Raw genomic sequence first — 16,190 nt, forward strand, 5'->3', positions numbered from 1 at the left:
CATCGCGCTGTTGTGCTGCGGCATCGCGGTACTGCACTGCGGTACCGCGGTTTCTCCGGGCGGCGCGGGCGACGGAAGTGTGAGGTTCCCGGGAGGCACGCACCGCCCGGAGAGTTGGATGGAGCCGCGGCCCGGAGCCTGTCGGGCGATCCCCGGTCAGAGGTCACCCGACGGGCCCTCAGGTGCCGGTGAGGTGCTCGGGTCGTACCGGCGTCCGGTCGAGCTCCAGGCCCGTCGCGTTCCGGATCGCCGCGAGGACGGCCGGGGTCGACGACAGGGTGGGTGCCTCGCCGATGCCACGGAGCCCGTACGGGGCGTGGTCGTCGGCGAGTTCGAGCACGTCGACGGGGATGGTCGGCGTGTCGAGGATCGTGGGGAGCAGGTAGTCGGTGAAGGACGGGTTCCTGACCTTCGCGGTCTTGGGATCGACGACGATCTCCTCCATCACCGCGATGCCCATGCCCTGGATGGTGCCGCCCTGGATCTGGCCGACGACCGAGAGCGGGTTGAGCGCCTTGCCGACGTCCTGGGCGCAGGCCAGTTCGATGACCTTGACCAGGCCGAGTTCGGTGTCGACCTCGACGACCGCGCGGTGGGCGGCGAAGGAGTACTGGACATGGCCGTTGCCCTGTCCGGTGCGCAGGTCGAACGCCTCGGTGGGCCGGTGGCGCCACTCCAGCTCGATGTCGACCGCCTCGTCCTCCAGTACGTCGACCAGGTCGGCCAGCACCTCGCCGCCGTCGGTGACGACCTTGCCGCTCTCCAGGAGCAGTTCGGCGGTGGCCCACGCGGGGTGGTACGTGCCGTACTTGCGGCGGCCGATCTCCAGGACCTTCTCGCGGACGGCCTCGCACGAGTGCTTCACGGCGCCGCCGGTGACGTAGGTCTGCCGGGACGCGGAGGTGGAACCGGCCGAGCCGACCTGGGTGTCGGCCGGGTGGATGGTGACCTGGGAGACGCCGAGTTCGGTACGGGCGATCTGGGCGTGGACGGTGACGCCGCCCTGCCCGACCTCCGCCATGGCGGTGTGCACGGTGGCGACCGGTTCGCCGGCGATGACCTCCATGCGCACCCGGGCGGTGGAGTAGTCGTCGAAGCCCTCGGAGAAGCCGACGTTCTTGAGGCCGACCGCGTAGCCGATGCCGCGTACGACGCCTTCGCCGTGGGTGGTGTTGGACAACCCGCCGGGAAGCGCCCGTACGTCGGCCTGTTCGCCGGCCACCTCCCACTGGCGCTCGGGCGGCAGCGGCATGTCCTTGACCCGGCGCAGCAGTTCGGCGACCGGTGCGGGCGAGTCGACTACCTGTCCGGTCGGCAGGAGGGTGCCCTGCTCCATGGCGTTGAGCTGCCTGAACTCGACCGGGTCCATGCCCAGTTCGGCGGCGAGCTTGTCCATCTGCGCCTCGTAGGCGAAGCAGGCCTGCACCGCGCCGAAGCCGCGCATGGCGCCGCAGGGGGGGTTGTTGGTGTAGAGCGCGATGGCCTCGATGTCGACGTCGTCGATGACGTACGGGCCGACGGAGAGCGAGGAGGCGTTGCCGACCACGGCCGGGGAGGCGGACGCGTAGGCGCCGCCGTCCAGCACAATGCGACATTTCATATGTGTCAGCTTGCCGTCGCGGGTGGCGCCGTGCTCGTACCAGAGCTTCGCCGGGTGCCGGTGGACGTGGCCGAAGAAGGACTCGAACCGGTTGTAGACGATCTTGACCGGCTTGCCGGTGCGCAGGGCGAGAAGGCAGGCGTGGATCTGCATCGACAGGTCCTCGCGACCGCCGAAGGCCCCGCCGACGCCGGAGAGCGTCATGCGGACCTTGTCCTCGGGCAGTCCCAGGACCGGGGCGATCTGGCGCAGGTCGGAGTGGAGCCACTGGGTGGCGACGTACAGGTCGACGCCGCCGTCCTCGGCTGGCACGGCCAGACCGGACTCGGGGCCGAGGAAGGCCTGGTCCTGCATGCCGAAGACGTACTCGCCGCTCACCACGACATCGGCGCGGGCCGCCGCCGCGTCCGCGTCGCCGCGGACGATGGGCTGGCGGTGGACGATGTTGGGGTGCGGTACGTGCCCCGCGTGGTGGTCGTCGCGGCCCTCGTGGACGAGGATCGCGTCGGGGGCGGTGGCGGAGGCCTCGTCGGTGATGACGGGCAGTTCGCGGTATTCGATCCTGATCTTCGCGGCGGCGCGGCGGGCCGTTTCCGGGTGGTCGGCGGCGACGAGCGCCACCGGTTCGCCGTGGTGGCGGACCTTGCCGTGGGCGAGGACGGGGGTGTCCTGGATCTCCAGCCCGTAGTTCTTCACCGTGCTCGGCAGGTCGTCGTAGGTGAGTACGGCGTAGACGCCGGACGTGGCGAGGGCCTCCGAGGTGTCGATGGAGACGATCTCGGCGTGCGCGACCGTGGAGCGCAGGGTGTGTCCCCAGAGCATGTCCTCGTGCCACATGTCGGAGGAGTAGGCGAACTCTCCGGTGACCTTGAGGATGCCGTCGGGGCGGAGCGTGGACTCGCCGATGCCGCCCTTGGTGCGGGTGCCCTGGTTGATGCTGGTGGGGTTGCCGGTTACGCCCATCGTCAGACCGTTTCTTCCGCGCGGGCGGCCGCGAGGCGGACCGCGTCGAGGATCTTCTCGTAGCCGGTGCAGCGGCAGAGGTTGCCGGACAGCGCCTCGCGGATGTCCGCGTCGGACGGCTCCGGGTTGCGCTCCAGCAGTTCGTCGGCGGCGACCAGCAGGCCGGGGGTGCAGAAGCCGCACTGGACGGCTCCGGCGTCGATGAACGCCTGTTGGATCGGGGAGAGTTCACCGGTTTCCCGGCTCTCCTCGCCGGACGGCTCCGCCTCCCAGCGCCGGGCCTTGTCGAGCGTCGTGCCGCACGCGCCGGAGGCGCAGCCGCTGCCGGGGTGCTGTTCGGCGCGGTGGGCGGCGAAGTCCGCGAGGCCCTCCACCGTGACGACCTCGCGGCCCTCCACCTGCCCGGCCGCGACCAGGCAGGAGCAGACCGGGACGCCGTCGAGGCGGACCGTGCAGGAGCCGCACTCGCCCTGTTCGCAGGCGTTCTTCGAGCCGGGCAGGCCCATCCGTTCGCGCAGCACGTAGAGGAGGGACTCGCCCTCCCAGACGTCGTCCGCCTCTTGCCTGCGTCCGTTGACCGTGAAATTGACGCGCATGATCAGGCAGCTCCTTCGGTGCTGCGGCCGTTGCCGCGGTACGACTCCCAGGTCCAGCCGAGGGTGCGGCGGGCCATGATCCCGACCGCGTGCCGGCGATAGCTCGCGGTGCCGCGCACATCGTCGATCGGGTTGCAGGCGCCGGCGGCGAGCATCGCGAACTGCTTGGCGACGGACGGTGTAATGATCTTGCGGCTGTCCCAGAGCCCGCCCTCCTCCAGCGCGGCGTTCAGGAATTCCTCGGCCTCCTTCGCCCGTACGGGCGTGGGGGCGGCCGATCCGATTCCGGTGCGCACCGTGCGGGTCTCGGGATGCAGGGCCAGGCCGAAGGCGCAGACGGCGATGACCATCGCGTTGCGGGTGCCGACCTTGGAGTACTGCTGGGGCCCGCCGGCCTTCTTGATGTGCACGGCCCGGATCAGCTCGTCCGGTGCGAGGGCGTTGCGCTTGACGCCGGTGTAGAAGGCGTCGATCGGGATCATCCTGGTTCCGCGTACGGACTCGGCCTCGACCTCCGCACCCGCGGCGAGCAGGGCCGGGTGGGCGTCCCCGGCGGGCGAGGCGGTGCCCAGGTTGCCGCCGACGCCGCCGCGGTTGCGGATCTGCGGCGAGGCGACGGTGTGCGAGGCAAGCGCCAGTCCGGGCAGCTCGGCCCGCAGGTGCTCCATGATGTGGCTGTACGGGACGGAGGCGCCGAGCCGTACGCTCTCCTGGCCCACCTCCCACTCGGTCAGCTCTCCGATGCGGTTCAGGTCCAGGAGGTACTCGGGCCGCCGGTGGTCGAAGTTGATCTCGACCATCACATCGGTGCCACCCGCAATGGGCACAGCCGTCGGGTGCTCGGCCTTGGCGGCGAGCGCCTCCTCCCAGCTGGCGGGGCGAAGGAAGTCCATGAGTGGCTCTCTTCTTCTCAATCGGGTCGTTCACTGGGGGCGGTGTGCGGCCGGCCCTCGACTTGGCGTCCATGTTTTGTTAACGCGGTGTGGGGCCCAGTACACAAGCCGTGCTCCACCCGGTGCAGTCACCGAAAATATGAAGGAGTTGGCTGGGCGATCTCCTCGTCTTGTAGATTCGAACGAATGACGGGGAGCGGTGACCTCACCGCAATACCCAGTTTTCACCCGCACCAACGGAAAAGATCGGCGGCGACGAGATGCGGCTGCGCGCACTGCTGGAGACCGACGCGCTGGGCCTGCGGCTGCTCGGCGGCGAGGACGAGCTGGACCGCACGGTCCGCGGCGTGATGACCACCGACCTGCGGGATCCCAGCCGCTACCTGTCGGGCGGTGAGCTGGTCCTCACGGGCCTGGCCTGGCGCCGGGACGCGGCGGACGCGGAGCCGTTCGTGCGGATCCTGGCGGGTGCCGGCGTCGCCGGGCTCGCGGCGGGCGAGGCTGAGCTGGGCGACATCCCCGGCGATCTGGTGGAGGCCTGCGCCCAGCACCGGCTGCCGCTCTTCGCCGTCAACGAGACCGTTGCGTTCGCGACGATCACCGAGCATGTGGTGCGCCAGGTGTCCGGTGAGCGGGCGGGCGATCTGGCGGCGGTGGTGGACCGGCACCGCAGGCTGATGACCTCGGGCCCGGCGGGCGGTGGGCCCGAGGTGGTGCTCGATCTGCTCGGATCCGACCTCGACCTGCATGCCTGGGTGCTCTCACCCACCGGGCGACAGATCGCGGGTGCCGGTGAGACGCCACTGCCCGGACCGGTCGGTGCCGCGCTCGCGGGCCATCATCTGGCCGCCGCCCGGACCGGCCGCCGCGCCCCGCACCGGGCCACGGTCGAAGGCACCACGTATTCGCTCTTCCCGATCCGGAACACCGGCCGAGGCGCCCTCCCGGCCTCCCGCGACGTCCGCGAGTCGGTGCTCTCGGACTGGCTGCTCGCGGTCGAGGCGGACGCGAGCGACTGGCCGCCGGCCCGGCTGGACCTGCTCCAGGGCGTCACCCAGCTGATCGCCGTCGAGCGTGACCGGCGCGACGCGGCCCGTACGGTGCGCCGCAGACTCGCCCAGGAGGTCCTGGAGCTGGTCCAGGCGGGCGCCCCGCCGGCCGAGATCGCCGCCAGGCTGCGCGTCGCGGCCCCGGTGCTGCTGCCGGGCCTCGGGACGGCACCGCACTGGCAGGTCGTGGTGGCGCAGGTCGAGTGGGGCGATGCGGAGGGCCGGTCCGCCGCCGGCGCCCCGACGGGCCCCGGCTCCGACATCGCGGGCGGCCCGGTCGCCCAGGCGCTGCTGGAGGAGATCCTGGTCGACCCCGCGGTCACCGGCCCCGACTCGGCGGATCGGATCGCGGTCGCCCACACGGGCGAGGAGGCCGTCGCCCTCGTACCGCTGCCCGCCGTCGGCGCGCCCGCACCGGACCCGGAGGCCGAACGCGCCGAGGAGCCTGCGGACGGGGATCCGGCGCTCCATGCCGACGTGCTGCTCGCCGCCGTCCGCGAACCGCTCTCCGCGGGCCTCGCCGACGACGGAAGGCTGACGCTGGGGGTCAGTGCGGCCGTCCATTCGCCCGAGGGGCTGCGCGGCGCGCTGGAGGAGGCCCGGCACGCCCGCCGGGTGGCGGCGGCCCGCCCCGGCCGGGTCTGCGCGGCCGGCCACCACGAGCTGGCCTCGCACGTGCTGCTGCTGCCGTTCGTGCCGGACGACGTGCGCCGCGCGTTCACCGCACGCCTGCTCGACCCGCTGCGTGACTACGACCGGCGCCACCGCGCGGAGCTGATCCCGACGCTGGAGACGTTCCTGGACTGCGACGGTTCGTGGACCCGCTGCGCGGCCCGGCTCCACCTGCACGTCAACACACTGCGCTACCGGGTCGGACGAATCGAGCAGTTGACGGGACGTGATCTTTCGCGGCTGGAGGACAAGCTCGATTTCTTCCTCGCCCTGCGTATGAGCTGATCTCCCGGCCCGCTCAGGGCTGTTGGCGGCTCCGTTCGTTTGTGAAATCTTTCACCTGAGATTGAACGAACCTCTGGCCCGGCGTGCGGATCCGTGCTGAGATGCCGCCAGACTCAACAGCTCGATGGCGCGCTCGGGGAGGGCAATGTGGCGCATACCGCCATGTCTGGTTCCGGAACGACAGCAGATGACGATCCGCCGCTCCAGACAGCGGTATGGCGGCTGCGGTCACGCGCCTGCTGGACGGACGCCGCCGCTCTGCTCGAACCCGGCGCCGACACCGATCCGGCCGCCGCGCTCCAGCGGACCGCCCTGCTGACCGAACGGTGCCTGTACACCGGAAAGGGCTGGACCGACGCCGAGGACGCGCTGCGCACCGCGGAGGCGCTGGCCCACGACGACGCCGAACGCGGCGCGGCCGCCTGTGAACGCGGCCATCTGGCCTACGCGTCGACACTCCTGGGGGTGCGCGACCGGGCCGACGAGGCCAGTGTCGCCCTGAGCCGGGCCGCAGCCCTGCTCGCCCCGTCCGCGCCGGGCCGCCCGCTGCTGGACTTCCGGCGGGGCCTGATCGCGCAGAACATCGCCGATTCACCGCAGGCCGCCCGCGCCGCGTACCGCAGGGCCCACGCCGGGGCCACCGCCCAGGGCGACTCGCTGCTGCTCTCCTCCACCTGGCGCCACCTCGCTCTGCTGTCGCTGCGCGAGGGCGAAGTGGCGGAAGCCCGGCACGGCTTCGCGGAGTCCCTGCGGATAAGGGAGGAACTGGGCTACCTGATCGGTACGGCTCCGGCCCTCATCGCCCTCGCGGACTCCGAGCCGGAGCCCGAGCTGGCGACCCGGCTGCGCGCCGAGGCGGGCCGGCTGTTCCGGCTGCTCGGGGGCGTACCGACGTGGCTGGCCCCGCACCTGGACCCGCCTCCCGCGGAGACGGCCGAGGCCAACTGAGGCCGGGGCCGAGCAGCTTCCGGCCGGCCCGGTCAGCGCCTGTCCGGTCCTGATCCGCCGGACGGGCCCTGTCCCTCGGCGCCGGTGAAGTGTTCCCGTACGAGCGACTGCACGACGGGCAGGTCCTGGGCGATCAGTGCGTCGAGCAGCGCGGTGTGTTCGGCGGCGTCGGCTAGGAGGTCGGCGCGGCGGGTGGCGGGGTTGCTCTCCAGCGGCCACTGGGAGCGGCGGTGCAACTCGTCGGCGACCTGCACCAGCTGGTCGTTCCCGCAGAGCGCGAGGACCGCCCCGTGAAAGGCCCGGTCGCACTCGGCGTAGCTCGCCCGGTCGCCGACGGCCGCGGCGGCCACCGTCGCGTCGGCCAGCGGGCGCAGGGCGCACCAGGTACCGGGCGGGACGGTACGGGCCAGCCTCAGCATCACGGGGACCTCGATCAGGGCCCGCACCTCGGCCAGTTCGGCGAGCTCGCGCGGGCCCCGCTCGGACACCCGGAACCCCCGGTTGGGCACGACCTCGACGGCGCCCTCGATGGCCAGCTGCTGCATCGCCTCGCGCACCGGGGTGGCGGAGACCCCGAACCGGGCGCCCAGGGCCGGGGCCGAGTAGACCTGCCCCGGCGCCAGCCGGCCGTCGACCAGGGCGGCACGCAGCGCCTCCAGGATCTGGCCGCGTACGGAGTGCCGCTGCACCGTCGCCCGCGGTGCGGGCGGCTCGCTGTGGGTGTGCTCGCCACGTGCCTGCTCGGGCACCCGGACGGCCGCCGGGGCGGTCGCGGGCACGGCGGTGCCGTACGCCTCACGCGCTCTGCCCTGCTCCACTCGGACCTCCTCGGCCTGCCGTGGGCGCGGCTCGCGTGCGCCATGCCCCTTGTGCACGATAGGCGCAGGACGCCGCAGTTCAAACATCGATCCGTTCGGGTAAGGTAAGGCTAACCTGCAAACGGTAGCGATTCGGTGGTCCCCGCATGACACTCCCCGCCCTGCTTCCCGGCACCACGGCGTCCGCCGTGGCGGACGCGTACGCGCGCCTCGCCGAGGTCTTTCCCGGCCTGCGGGCCCAGGTGCTGGCGGACGACGAGACCGCGCCTCGCGGGGCCGGCTGGGTGGGTGCGGACGAGCTCGCGGCGGGGGGCCCGGCACTCGACACCTTCCTCGACTGGGACCACGCCCAGGTGGTCCGGGACTACGGGCAGCAGCCCCGCCCCGACGTGGTCGCCAGCTTCGGACTGCACCGCTACGCCTGGCCCGCCTGTCTGCTGGTGACGGTGCCCTGGTTCCTCCACCGGCGGGTGCCCCGGATTCCCGTCGGGGATGTGGCGTTCCAGCGGGCGCTGGGCCATCTGACCCTCCGGGTGCGGGAGTTCGCCTGCCTGCCGGACGATCCGGCCGCCGCGCTGCCGGGCGCGCGTGTGGTGCCCGACGAGGCGGCGCTGCGGGCCGAGGTGCTGGCGGCGGTGGCCGACCACATCGGCCCGGTGCTCGACGGCTTCGGACCTCGGATGCGGCGCGGCAGGCGCGCACTGTGGGGCATGGCGACGGACGAGATCGTCGAGGGACTCTGGTACATCGCCCATCTGCTCGGCGAGGAGCGGCGCGCGATGACCGAGCTGGAGGCGCTGCTGCCAGGCACCACGAAGCCCTACGTCGGCACCGCGGGCTTCCGTGAACTGACCGGGCCGGACGGCGAGTCGCTGCCGACCCGCGACCGGGCGAGCTGCTGCCTCTTCTACACGCTGCGCCCCGAGGACACCTGCGTCACGTGTCCGCGTACCTGCGATGCCGACCGCGTACGGAAGCTGACGCCCGCTCACTGATCAACACCACCCGCGCGAGTAGTACAATTCGAACGCAACTCGTCGGCCGCGTACGGTCATTCGACCGGATCCCCGTCATCCGCACGCCGTGCCGACCCAATGGCGTTCTCTTGCCCCGAAACCCCCTGTGCATGTGGGGGTTTCGGCAATCATGGCGCCCGAAATGCCCTACGCAATGCAAGGGACCGCGCATGAGACTGACCGACATATCGCTGAATTGGCTGCTTCCGGGCGCCGTGCTGCTCGTGGGAGTCCTGGCGGCGGTGGCGGTGGTCGCACGCGGCAAGCGTGCCGCTGACACATCCGCGGCCGACGACAGCTGGGAACGCAGCGAGGAGCGCCGCAGACGCAAGGAGGCCATGTACGCCACGGCCTCGTACGTCCTGCTGTTCTGCTGTGCGGCGGTCGCCGCCGCGCTCTCCTTCCACGGGCTCGTCGGCTTCGGCGAGCAGAACCTCGGCCTCTCCGGGGGCTGGGAGTACCTCGTCCCGTTCGGCCTCGACGGAGCGGCCATGTTCTGTTCCGTACTGGCGGTGCGCGAGGCCAGCCACGGTGACGCGGCGCTCGGCTCGCGCCTGCTCGTGTGGACGTTCGCCGGCGCCGCCGCCTGGTTCAACTGGGTGCACGCGCCGCGCGGGATCGATCACGCGGGCGCCCCGCACTTCTTCGCCGGGATGTCGCTCTCGGCGGCCGTGCTCTTCGACCGGGCACTGAAGCAGACCCGCCGGGCCGCACTGCGCGAGCAGGGCCTGGTGCCCCGCCCGCTGCCGCAGATCCGGATCGTACGGTGGCTGCGCGCCCCCCGGGAGACCTTCGGCGCCTGGTCGCTGATGCTGCTGGAAGGCGTACGCACCCTGGACGAGGCGGTCGACGAGGTGCGTGAGGACAGGCGGGAGAAGGAGCAGAACCGTCTCCGCAGGAAGGACCAGGAGAAGCTGGACCGGGCCCACATCAAGGCACTGAACCGGCAGAACCGGGCCTGGCGCCGGGTCGGCCGCGGCACCCAGGTGGATGTCCAGGCCCTCCCCGCCACGACGGGCTCCGCGCAGTCCGTCGTGGAGCCCGCCATATCCGAGCCGGGACAACTGCCTCTGCGCCCCCGGCCATCCCTGCAAGCCGTGACGGGTCCGAGTACCGGCACCTCGGACCGGAGCCCGGATGATCCGGTCACCGTCGACCTCACTGCCGAGGACGACACCCAGGCACTGCCCCGGCTCGACTCACTGGAGCAGAAACTGAAAGATCTGGAGCAGCAGTTCGGCTGAAGCCGGCGGCCCTGACGGCCCGGTCCCATCCGGTCCGTCAGGGCCCTTCGCCGTCCGGTCATGGGTTCGGCGGCCTCGGTCAGGGCCGTTCGCCGTCCAGCTCGAACCAGACGACCTTGCCCAGCGCATGGGCACCGACCCCCCAGGCGTCCGCGAGGCTCTGCACCAGGAACAGCCCCCGGCCATGCGTACCGTCGTCGGCGTTCGGTACGTACGACATGGGCAGTCTGGACACGAAGTCCCGTACTTCCACCCGTAACTTGGCGGGCGCCACGCTCACCGTGACGACTGCGCCGTGCCGGGTGTGGATCAGCGCATTGGTCACCAACTCACTGAGCAGGAGCTCCGCCACCTGGGCCGGCTCCTCCTTCCACCGGTAGCGCAGGAACTCCCGTAACGCACCTCTGACTTCGCCCACGGCCGACAGATCGGTGTGGGCCAGTCTGCGATGCAGCCGGACCGGCCGCCGGTCCTGCGCCCCCTGATCGTGCGAGGCCTCGCCCGTCATGAATTCGGCATCTCCCTGACACTCCATCGTCTCCCCCGCCCGCACAGTGCATCGCCCCCTGCTCGTGGTCCCGTTTCCCGTGGGTGTCTGCTGCTCGTCGAACTCCTTCGCGGAACACGTTCACGGGGATGCATGCCCCACTGACGGGCCGCCACGCTTGTCGACTCATCAATAAGTGAACGGAGGACCGGCGCCGGCCCGCGGACCCCAGGACATCAGCCCGTCACATTTCCTACCGCTGGGTTAACTTCCAAAAAATTCACATCGGTTGGCGTTGACGGGACCGTGTCTACGCGCGTCATCATGGTGGCTATGCGAATCCCCCCACGGATCACCACGCTCGGTGGCGCAGCCGCCCTCCTGTCCGTCCTCCTCGTCGGCGGCCCGGTCACCACGGCCACCGCATCGAACCCGTCCACCGACTCGGTGGGCAGCATCTGTTACTCGGCGCTGCCCTCCCAGGCCCACGACACCCTCGATCTGATCGATGAGGGCGGCCCGTTCCCGTACTCGCAGGACGGCTCCGTCTTCCAGAACCGTGAAGGCGTCCTTCCCGGCCAGAGCACCGGCTACTACCACGAGTACACGGTCGTCACACCCAACTCCCCGACCCGCGGTGCGCGTCGGATCGTCACCGGCGAGGAGGCGCAGGAGGACTACTACACCAGCGACCACTACGCCACCTTCGACCTGATCGACCAGGGCTGCTGAAGCCCGGCCCCTCCGGACCGATCCGCGCCGTAGCCCCCCACCTGCGGCGCGGATCACGGACCGGACGAGGCGGACGGACTTGTACGCTCCCCTCATGACCGTGACCTATGTGATCGAAGGCTCCCGGGTCACCGGCCTGGAGCAGTTCTGGAAAGTGATCGGCGAGGCCGTGAACGGTCCGGGCGGGTATTTCGGCCGCAACCTCGACGCTCTCGCGGACTGTCTGAGCGGCGGGATGGGCACCCCGGACGACGGCGACTTCGTCTTCGAGTGGCGGGACCACGCGCTCTCCGCACGGGCCCTGGGCCACGAGGAGACGGCCCGCCGGCTGCGAGGGAGTCTGGAGCGGGCGCATCCCACCAACCGGCCCGCGATGCGGGAGCGGCTCGACGAGGCCCTGGCCGGACGGGGTCCGACCCTCTTCGACCTGATCGCGGCGGTCCTGGCGGACGAGGCGACCCCCGGCACACTGCGGCTGTCGTGAGCCCGGGGCCGTGCCCGGCGGGCCGGCCCCGGGCGACGGCACCGGCCGGCCGAGCGGGAACATCACTCGGCCGGCCGATACCGTGGGGGTCGCGGGGATCAGAATTCAGTGGTGACCTTGGCGCCGTCGAACGCCTCGTTGCCGTAGAGGCTGATGAAGTGGTAGCCCGGCGCCGGGTTGTTGATGGTCAGGGTGTGCTCGTTGCCCGCCCCGACCGACTTGTCGGTGTTGACCTTGGTGGTCGCCCAGTCCTGCGAGCTGTAGTAGAGGTCGGCGTCACCCGTGCCGCCTGACGAGGTGATCTTCAGCTGGGTGGTGCCGGCCGGGATGATGACGGCCAGGTAGGCGTAGTCGCCCTTGACGGCCTTCAGCCCGCTGCGCATGCAGTTCCGGTCCAGCATCCTGGTGTCGGCGTCCTTGCACTCGGTGATCTCGCCGGGCGGGTTGGTGGACCCGCCGCCGCAGGCACCGGCCGCGCAGGCGGCCAGCCAGGTGTTCCAGTCGGCGTCGTAACGGTTGCCGATGGTCGACGTGAGCAGGGTGCGGGCACCGTCCCAGTCACCCTTGCGGTAGAGACCGAGCAGGGTGTCGACGTCCGAGCGGTGGGACTCGAGCATGTAACGGACGGCCAGGTAGCCCCAGTTGTACACGCGGGTCTGGTCGGCGTTCTCGTAGGTGGTGTCGAACAGGGTGCTCAGGGGGTAGGTGCGGTTCGCGGCCTGGGCGATGGCGTCCTCGTAGGCGAGCTTGCGGTACGAGTAGGAGACGAACTCCGCGAAGCCCTCGACCCACCAGACGGTCGGCGTGGTCATTCCGGCGGCGAAGTCGCCGTACATGTTGAAGCGGCCGTCGAGGTAGTGCGTGTACTCGTGGTTGAGGTTCCAGATCTGGAAGTCGGGACGGGCCCACTCGGCCTCGTAGGCGATGAACCGGGGCTGGTTGCCCTCGGCCTTGGGGTCGCCCTCCAGGTACATGCCACCGTTGTTGGTGTCGATACCGAAGATCACGCCGGCGTAGGTCTGGTAGTCGGCGCTGGAGTCGAAGGCGATGACCTCGATGGTCTTGTTGTTGTCATCGGCGACCGCACCGTTGTCCCGGGCCACCTCGTGGAAGTAGGCGTCCTGGTTGTTCAGGCTGGTACAGCTGGCCTCCAGCTCCGCCGCGGCCATGTCCTGCGCCCGGATGGTGATGCTGTCGCTACAGGTGTGCTTGACCGGCAGGACGGACTTCTCAAGACGCTCCGCGAGGTTGCAGGCGTCGTACTTCGCGCAGTTGTCCTTGTCGTAGGCGTCGACCATCTTGGCCAGGTTGACCCAGAGCGGGGCGGTGGGACCGTCGATGGAGCTCTTGCCCATCAGGTCGATCGCCAGCGGGCTCGCCTTGTCGCGAAGCGAGTCCTCCTTGAGGAAGCGGCCGAGCTCGAGTCCCGCGTTGGCGGCCAGGAACGAATTCTTGGTGCCCAGCAAGTCGAGGTGGTTCGCGGCGAAGTCGCGCAGCGAGGTCAGCACGCTGGAATCGGCCTCGATGGCGCTGATGAACTCCGGTACCTGGTGACCGCGGAACATGATCGTGTACACGCTGTTCACGGCGTTGACCATGTACCACGAGCTGTTGTACGACTCGTCGTAGTCGGCCAGCATCTTCTTGACGATGTTCAGGTAGCGGGCGTTCTCCGCGGCGCTGTCGACCAGGATGATCGCCTCGGACAGGCTCTCGCCGTTGGCGTCGGTGACGTCGAAGGCGTGCGAGGAGCCGAAGAAGCCGTCGAGCGCGCCCTGGATGGCCGTGCGCAGGCGCGGCCCGTACTCTCCGACGGTGTCGGGGTCGTAGTACTGCACGTAGTAGCCGGCCCGGAGGAAGAGGACCAGCTGGGCCATGCTGGTGCTGTCGTCGCCGGGGTAGGAGGCCGATGCGTCGCGCATGGCATCGGCGATGGTGACCATCTGGTCCTCGCGGAAGGCGTTGTAGCCGTCCTGGCCCTGGATGCGGAACAGCGTGTTGACGCAATCGGTGGTCGCCGCCTTGACCTTCTCGACCAGGGCGCTTCCGGTGTTGTTGGTGAAATCGGTGATGTTGCACTCGGCCGCGGCCCTGCCGAGCTTCTTGGCGCGGCGCTCCTCGGCCTTCATCGAAGGTGCCTGGTGGCTCGGAAGCGCGGTGGTCTGGTCGTCGTAGTCCCGCTTGAGCGCGTCCTTCGACGCGGACAGCGGCGGCTGGTCGGCGGCCTTGAGCGGCTTGCGCTGGACGTGAGCGGCATCGTCGGCGGGTGCCGTCAGCGACTCGGCGGTGGGGCCACCGGGTTCCTCGGTCCGGGGTTGCGCCCCTTTCTGGGCGGCGCCCGAGGAGTGGGGGGTCGCGGTCGACACGGCGGGGCGTTGCTCGACGGCCTGGCTCGGTGCCGTGAACAGGCCCACGCCCAGGCATGCTGCCAGGGCCGCAGTGGACAAGCCGGTTATCTTTTGCCGAACCCTCAGGTTCTTCACGTGCCGCCTCCAGCGGAGTGGTGACCGCGCGACAAGGCGCGGTTGTGGGGGAATGCAAGAGGTCGGTGCCGGACCGGGTCTGAACTGCACTCACGTCGTGACATGAGCACGGCTCCTTTCCCCTTGCGCGCTGTACAATGGCACATGTCACATGTTCTTTGGAACCCCTCTCGCGCACATTCATCTGCGCGACAACTTCTCGTCGCAGCACGGGATATGACACACGGCCCCGAACGCACCGGCCGCCACCACCGGTTTCCCGACCACCGCACCACCGTGTCCCCGGAGAGCCGGAATTCCGGCCCCGACCCCGGTCCCACAGAGCCCCCGAGGAGCAATGCCCGTGTCCCGTTCCTTCTCCGCGCCCCGCAGCGGCAGCCACGATCTGCCGGTGTCACCCGCCCTGGACGCCTTCATGGGCACCGGGTGGGCCAAGTCCCCGCTGCCGACGGACCTTCGTGTCCCCTCCATCGACGCCACCCCCGCCCGCCGGGCCCGGCTGGCCGCCCGCTTCCCCGGCGAGCGCCTGATCATTCCGGCGGGCGCGCTCTCGGTCCGCTCCAACGACACCGACCACCGCTTCCGGCCGCACACCGGCTACGCCTGGCTCACCGGCCTCACGGGCGAGGACCAGGCCGGCCACGTCCTCGTACTCGAACCGGACGGCGACGAGCGGCACGAAGCGGTGCTGTACCTGCGGCCCCGGTCACCGCGCACCGGCCAGGAGTTCTACTGCGACCGCAGATACGGGGAGTTCTGGGTCGGGCGCAGGCCCGACCTGGCGGAGGCCGCCCGGCTGACCGGCATCCGCTGCGCACATCTGGACGACCGGGAGAAGCTGCTCACCGGGCCGCAGCCGCCGGTCCGGGTGCTGGCCGGCGTGGACCCGTCCGTCGACGAACTCCTGCGCTCCTGCCGCGGGTTCCCGCTCGGGCGCTCGGCACCGGCCGGGCTCGAAGCGGTGCTCAGCGAGCTCCGGCTCGTGAAGGACCCGTGGGAGACCGGGCAGTTGCAGCAGGCCGTCGATGCCACGGCGCTCGGGTTCGAGGATGTGGTGCGCAGCCTGCCGCAGGCGCTGCTCCACCCGCGCGGCGAGCGCTGGATCGAGGGCGTCTTCGATCTCCGGGCCCGGTCGGAGGGGAACGGTCCGGGCTACTCCACGATCGCCGCAGCCGGGGCGCACGCCTGTGTGCTGCACTGGATCCGCAATGACGGACCGCTGGAAAGGGATCAGTTGCTGCTCCTGGACGCCGGGGTGGAGACCGACTCGCTCTACACGGCCGACATCACCCGCACCCTGCCGCTGTCCGGCCGCTTCTCCCCTGTCCAGCGAACGGTCTACGAACTGGTGCTGGCGGCACAGGACGCGGGCATCGCGGCCCTGCGCCCGGGGGCGCGATTCCGTGACTTCCATATGGCGGCCATGCGGGTCATCGCCGAAGGGCTGCACGAGTGGGGTGTGCTGCCGATGTCTGCGGACGAGGCGCTCGACGCGGACAACGGCTTCTACCGCCGGTACACGCTCTGCAGCAGCGGCCATATGCTCGGCATGGACGTGCACGACTGTGCGCAGGCGCGTGCCGACACTTATCTGGACGGGCGGCTGGAGCCCGGTCAGGTGCTGACGGTGGAACCCGGGCTCTACCTCCAGCCCGACGACGAGACGCTGCCCCGGGCGCTGCGCGGGATCGGGGTGCGGATCGAGGACGACCTCGTGATCACTGCCGACGGCGCCCGCCTCATGTCGTCCGCGCTGCCGCGCACCGCCGACGGAATCGAGGAGTGGATGGGCTCGCTGCTGGAGACCCGGGTCTGAGAGCCGGGCCTGAGAGCCGCTTCAACGGCCGTCCGGTGGGCGGCCGTTGAGGGTCGGGGCAGCCGGTGGTCGAGGGCTTCCGTGGAAGAGCGGCGAGCGGCGAG

Annotated in this window: 13 protein-coding genes; 7 read left to right on the forward strand and 6 right to left on the reverse strand. The window is 70.7% G+C overall.

Annotated features, from left to right (window positions below; all coding sequences use genetic code 11):
• Nucleotides 1–178: 178 nt before the first annotated feature.
• The 3 genes from OHA19_RS08825 to OHA19_RS08835 are packed head-to-tail and all read right to left on the reverse strand — an operon-like array spanning nucleotide 179 to nucleotide 4,052.
• On the reverse strand, nucleotides 179–2,563 hold the full coding sequence (locus OHA19_RS08825) for a xanthine dehydrogenase family protein molybdopterin-binding subunit (RefSeq protein WP_405749844.1): 2,385 nt from the start codon (nucleotides 2,561–2,563) through the stop codon (nucleotides 179–181).
• A gap of 2 nt (nucleotides 2,564–2,565) precedes the next feature.
• On the reverse strand, nucleotides 2,566–3,159 hold the full coding sequence (locus OHA19_RS08830; RefSeq protein ID WP_405717789.1) for a (2Fe-2S)-binding protein: 594 nt from the start codon (nucleotides 3,157–3,159) through the stop codon (nucleotides 2,566–2,568).
• Nucleotides 3,160–3,161: 2 nt separating this feature from the next.
• The gene (locus OHA19_RS08835; protein ID WP_405749846.1) at nucleotides 3,162–4,052 is read right to left on the reverse strand and encodes an FAD binding domain-containing protein; all 891 of its coding nucleotides are present in this window, start codon (nucleotides 4,050–4,052) and stop codon (nucleotides 3,162–3,164) included.
• 260 nt (nucleotides 4,053–4,312) lie between these two features.
• On the opposite strand from OHA19_RS08835, the gene OHA19_RS08840 reads away from it, so the two are divergent.
• Both OHA19_RS08840 and OHA19_RS08845 read left to right on the forward strand, forming a co-directional pair.
• Nucleotides 4,313–6,058: a PucR family transcriptional regulator gene (locus OHA19_RS08840; protein ID WP_405717783.1), complete on the forward strand. Its 1,746-nt coding sequence runs from the start codon at nucleotides 4,313–4,315 to the stop codon at nucleotides 6,056–6,058.
• A 162-nt stretch (nucleotides 6,059–6,220) separates the two neighbouring features.
• Nucleotides 6,221–7,006: a hypothetical protein gene (locus tag OHA19_RS08845; RefSeq protein WP_405717781.1), complete on the forward strand. Its 786-nt coding sequence runs from the start codon at nucleotides 6,221–6,223 to the stop codon at nucleotides 7,004–7,006.
• A gap of 32 nt (nucleotides 7,007–7,038) precedes the next feature.
• Here OHA19_RS08845 and OHA19_RS08850 read toward each other — a convergent pair whose 3' ends face one another.
• Nucleotides 7,039–7,824 carry a GntR family transcriptional regulator gene (locus OHA19_RS08850; protein WP_405717779.1) on the reverse strand — a complete coding sequence of 262 codons (786 nt, stop codon included), beginning with the start codon at nucleotides 7,822–7,824 and terminating at the stop codon, nucleotides 7,039–7,041.
• Nucleotides 7,825–7,970: 146 nt separating this feature from the next.
• Here OHA19_RS08850 and OHA19_RS08855 point away from each other — a divergent pair, with 146 nt between their 5' ends.
• Together OHA19_RS08855 and OHA19_RS08860 are read left to right on the forward strand one after the other, a co-directional pair.
• Complete coding sequence (locus tag OHA19_RS08855; RefSeq protein ID WP_405717776.1) at nucleotides 7,971–8,819, forward strand: (2Fe-2S)-binding protein; 849 nt, start codon at nucleotides 7,971–7,973, stop codon at nucleotides 8,817–8,819.
• A gap of 191 nt (nucleotides 8,820–9,010) precedes the next feature.
• Nucleotides 9,011–10,084, forward strand: coding sequence for a DUF2637 domain-containing protein (locus tag OHA19_RS08860; protein ID WP_405749848.1), 1,074 nt, complete (start codon nucleotides 9,011–9,013; stop codon nucleotides 10,082–10,084).
• Nucleotides 10,085–10,163: 79 nt separating this feature from the next.
• Here the strand turns inward: OHA19_RS08860 and OHA19_RS08865 are convergent, their stop codons facing one another.
• Complete coding sequence (locus tag OHA19_RS08865; RefSeq protein ID WP_405753232.1) at nucleotides 10,164–10,526, reverse strand: ATP-binding protein; 363 nt, start codon at nucleotides 10,524–10,526, stop codon at nucleotides 10,164–10,166.
• A gap of 378 nt (nucleotides 10,527–10,904) precedes the next feature.
• Here OHA19_RS08865 and OHA19_RS08870 point away from each other — a divergent pair, with 378 nt between their 5' ends.
• Together OHA19_RS08870 and OHA19_RS08875 are read left to right on the forward strand one after the other, a co-directional pair.
• Complete coding sequence (locus OHA19_RS08870; RefSeq protein WP_405749849.1) at nucleotides 10,905–11,303, forward strand: ribonuclease domain-containing protein; 399 nt, start codon at nucleotides 10,905–10,907, stop codon at nucleotides 11,301–11,303.
• 94 nt (nucleotides 11,304–11,397) lie between these two features.
• On the forward strand, nucleotides 11,398–11,787 hold the full coding sequence (locus OHA19_RS08875) for a barstar family protein (protein WP_405717768.1): 390 nt from the start codon (nucleotides 11,398–11,400) through the stop codon (nucleotides 11,785–11,787).
• Nucleotides 11,788–11,885: 98 nt separating this feature from the next.
• Here the strand turns inward: OHA19_RS08875 and OHA19_RS08880 are convergent, their stop codons facing one another.
• Nucleotides 11,886–14,270 (reverse strand): M9 family metallopeptidase, encoded by a 2,385-nt coding sequence (locus OHA19_RS08880; RefSeq protein ID WP_405717765.1) that lies wholly within the window; start codon nucleotides 14,268–14,270, stop codon nucleotides 11,886–11,888.
• Nucleotides 14,271–14,607: 337 nt separating this feature from the next.
• Here OHA19_RS08880 and OHA19_RS08885 point away from each other — a divergent pair, with 337 nt between their 5' ends.
• On the forward strand, nucleotides 14,608–16,086 hold the full coding sequence (locus OHA19_RS08885; RefSeq protein ID WP_405749851.1) for an aminopeptidase P family protein: 1,479 nt from the start codon (nucleotides 14,608–14,610) through the stop codon (nucleotides 16,084–16,086).
• Nucleotides 16,087–16,190 lie beyond the last annotated feature (104 nt).

This window comes from Streptomyces sp. NBC_00012 (assembly GCF_045040875.1).
GTDB lineage: Bacteria > Actinomycetota > Actinomycetes > Streptomycetales > Streptomycetaceae > Streptomyces.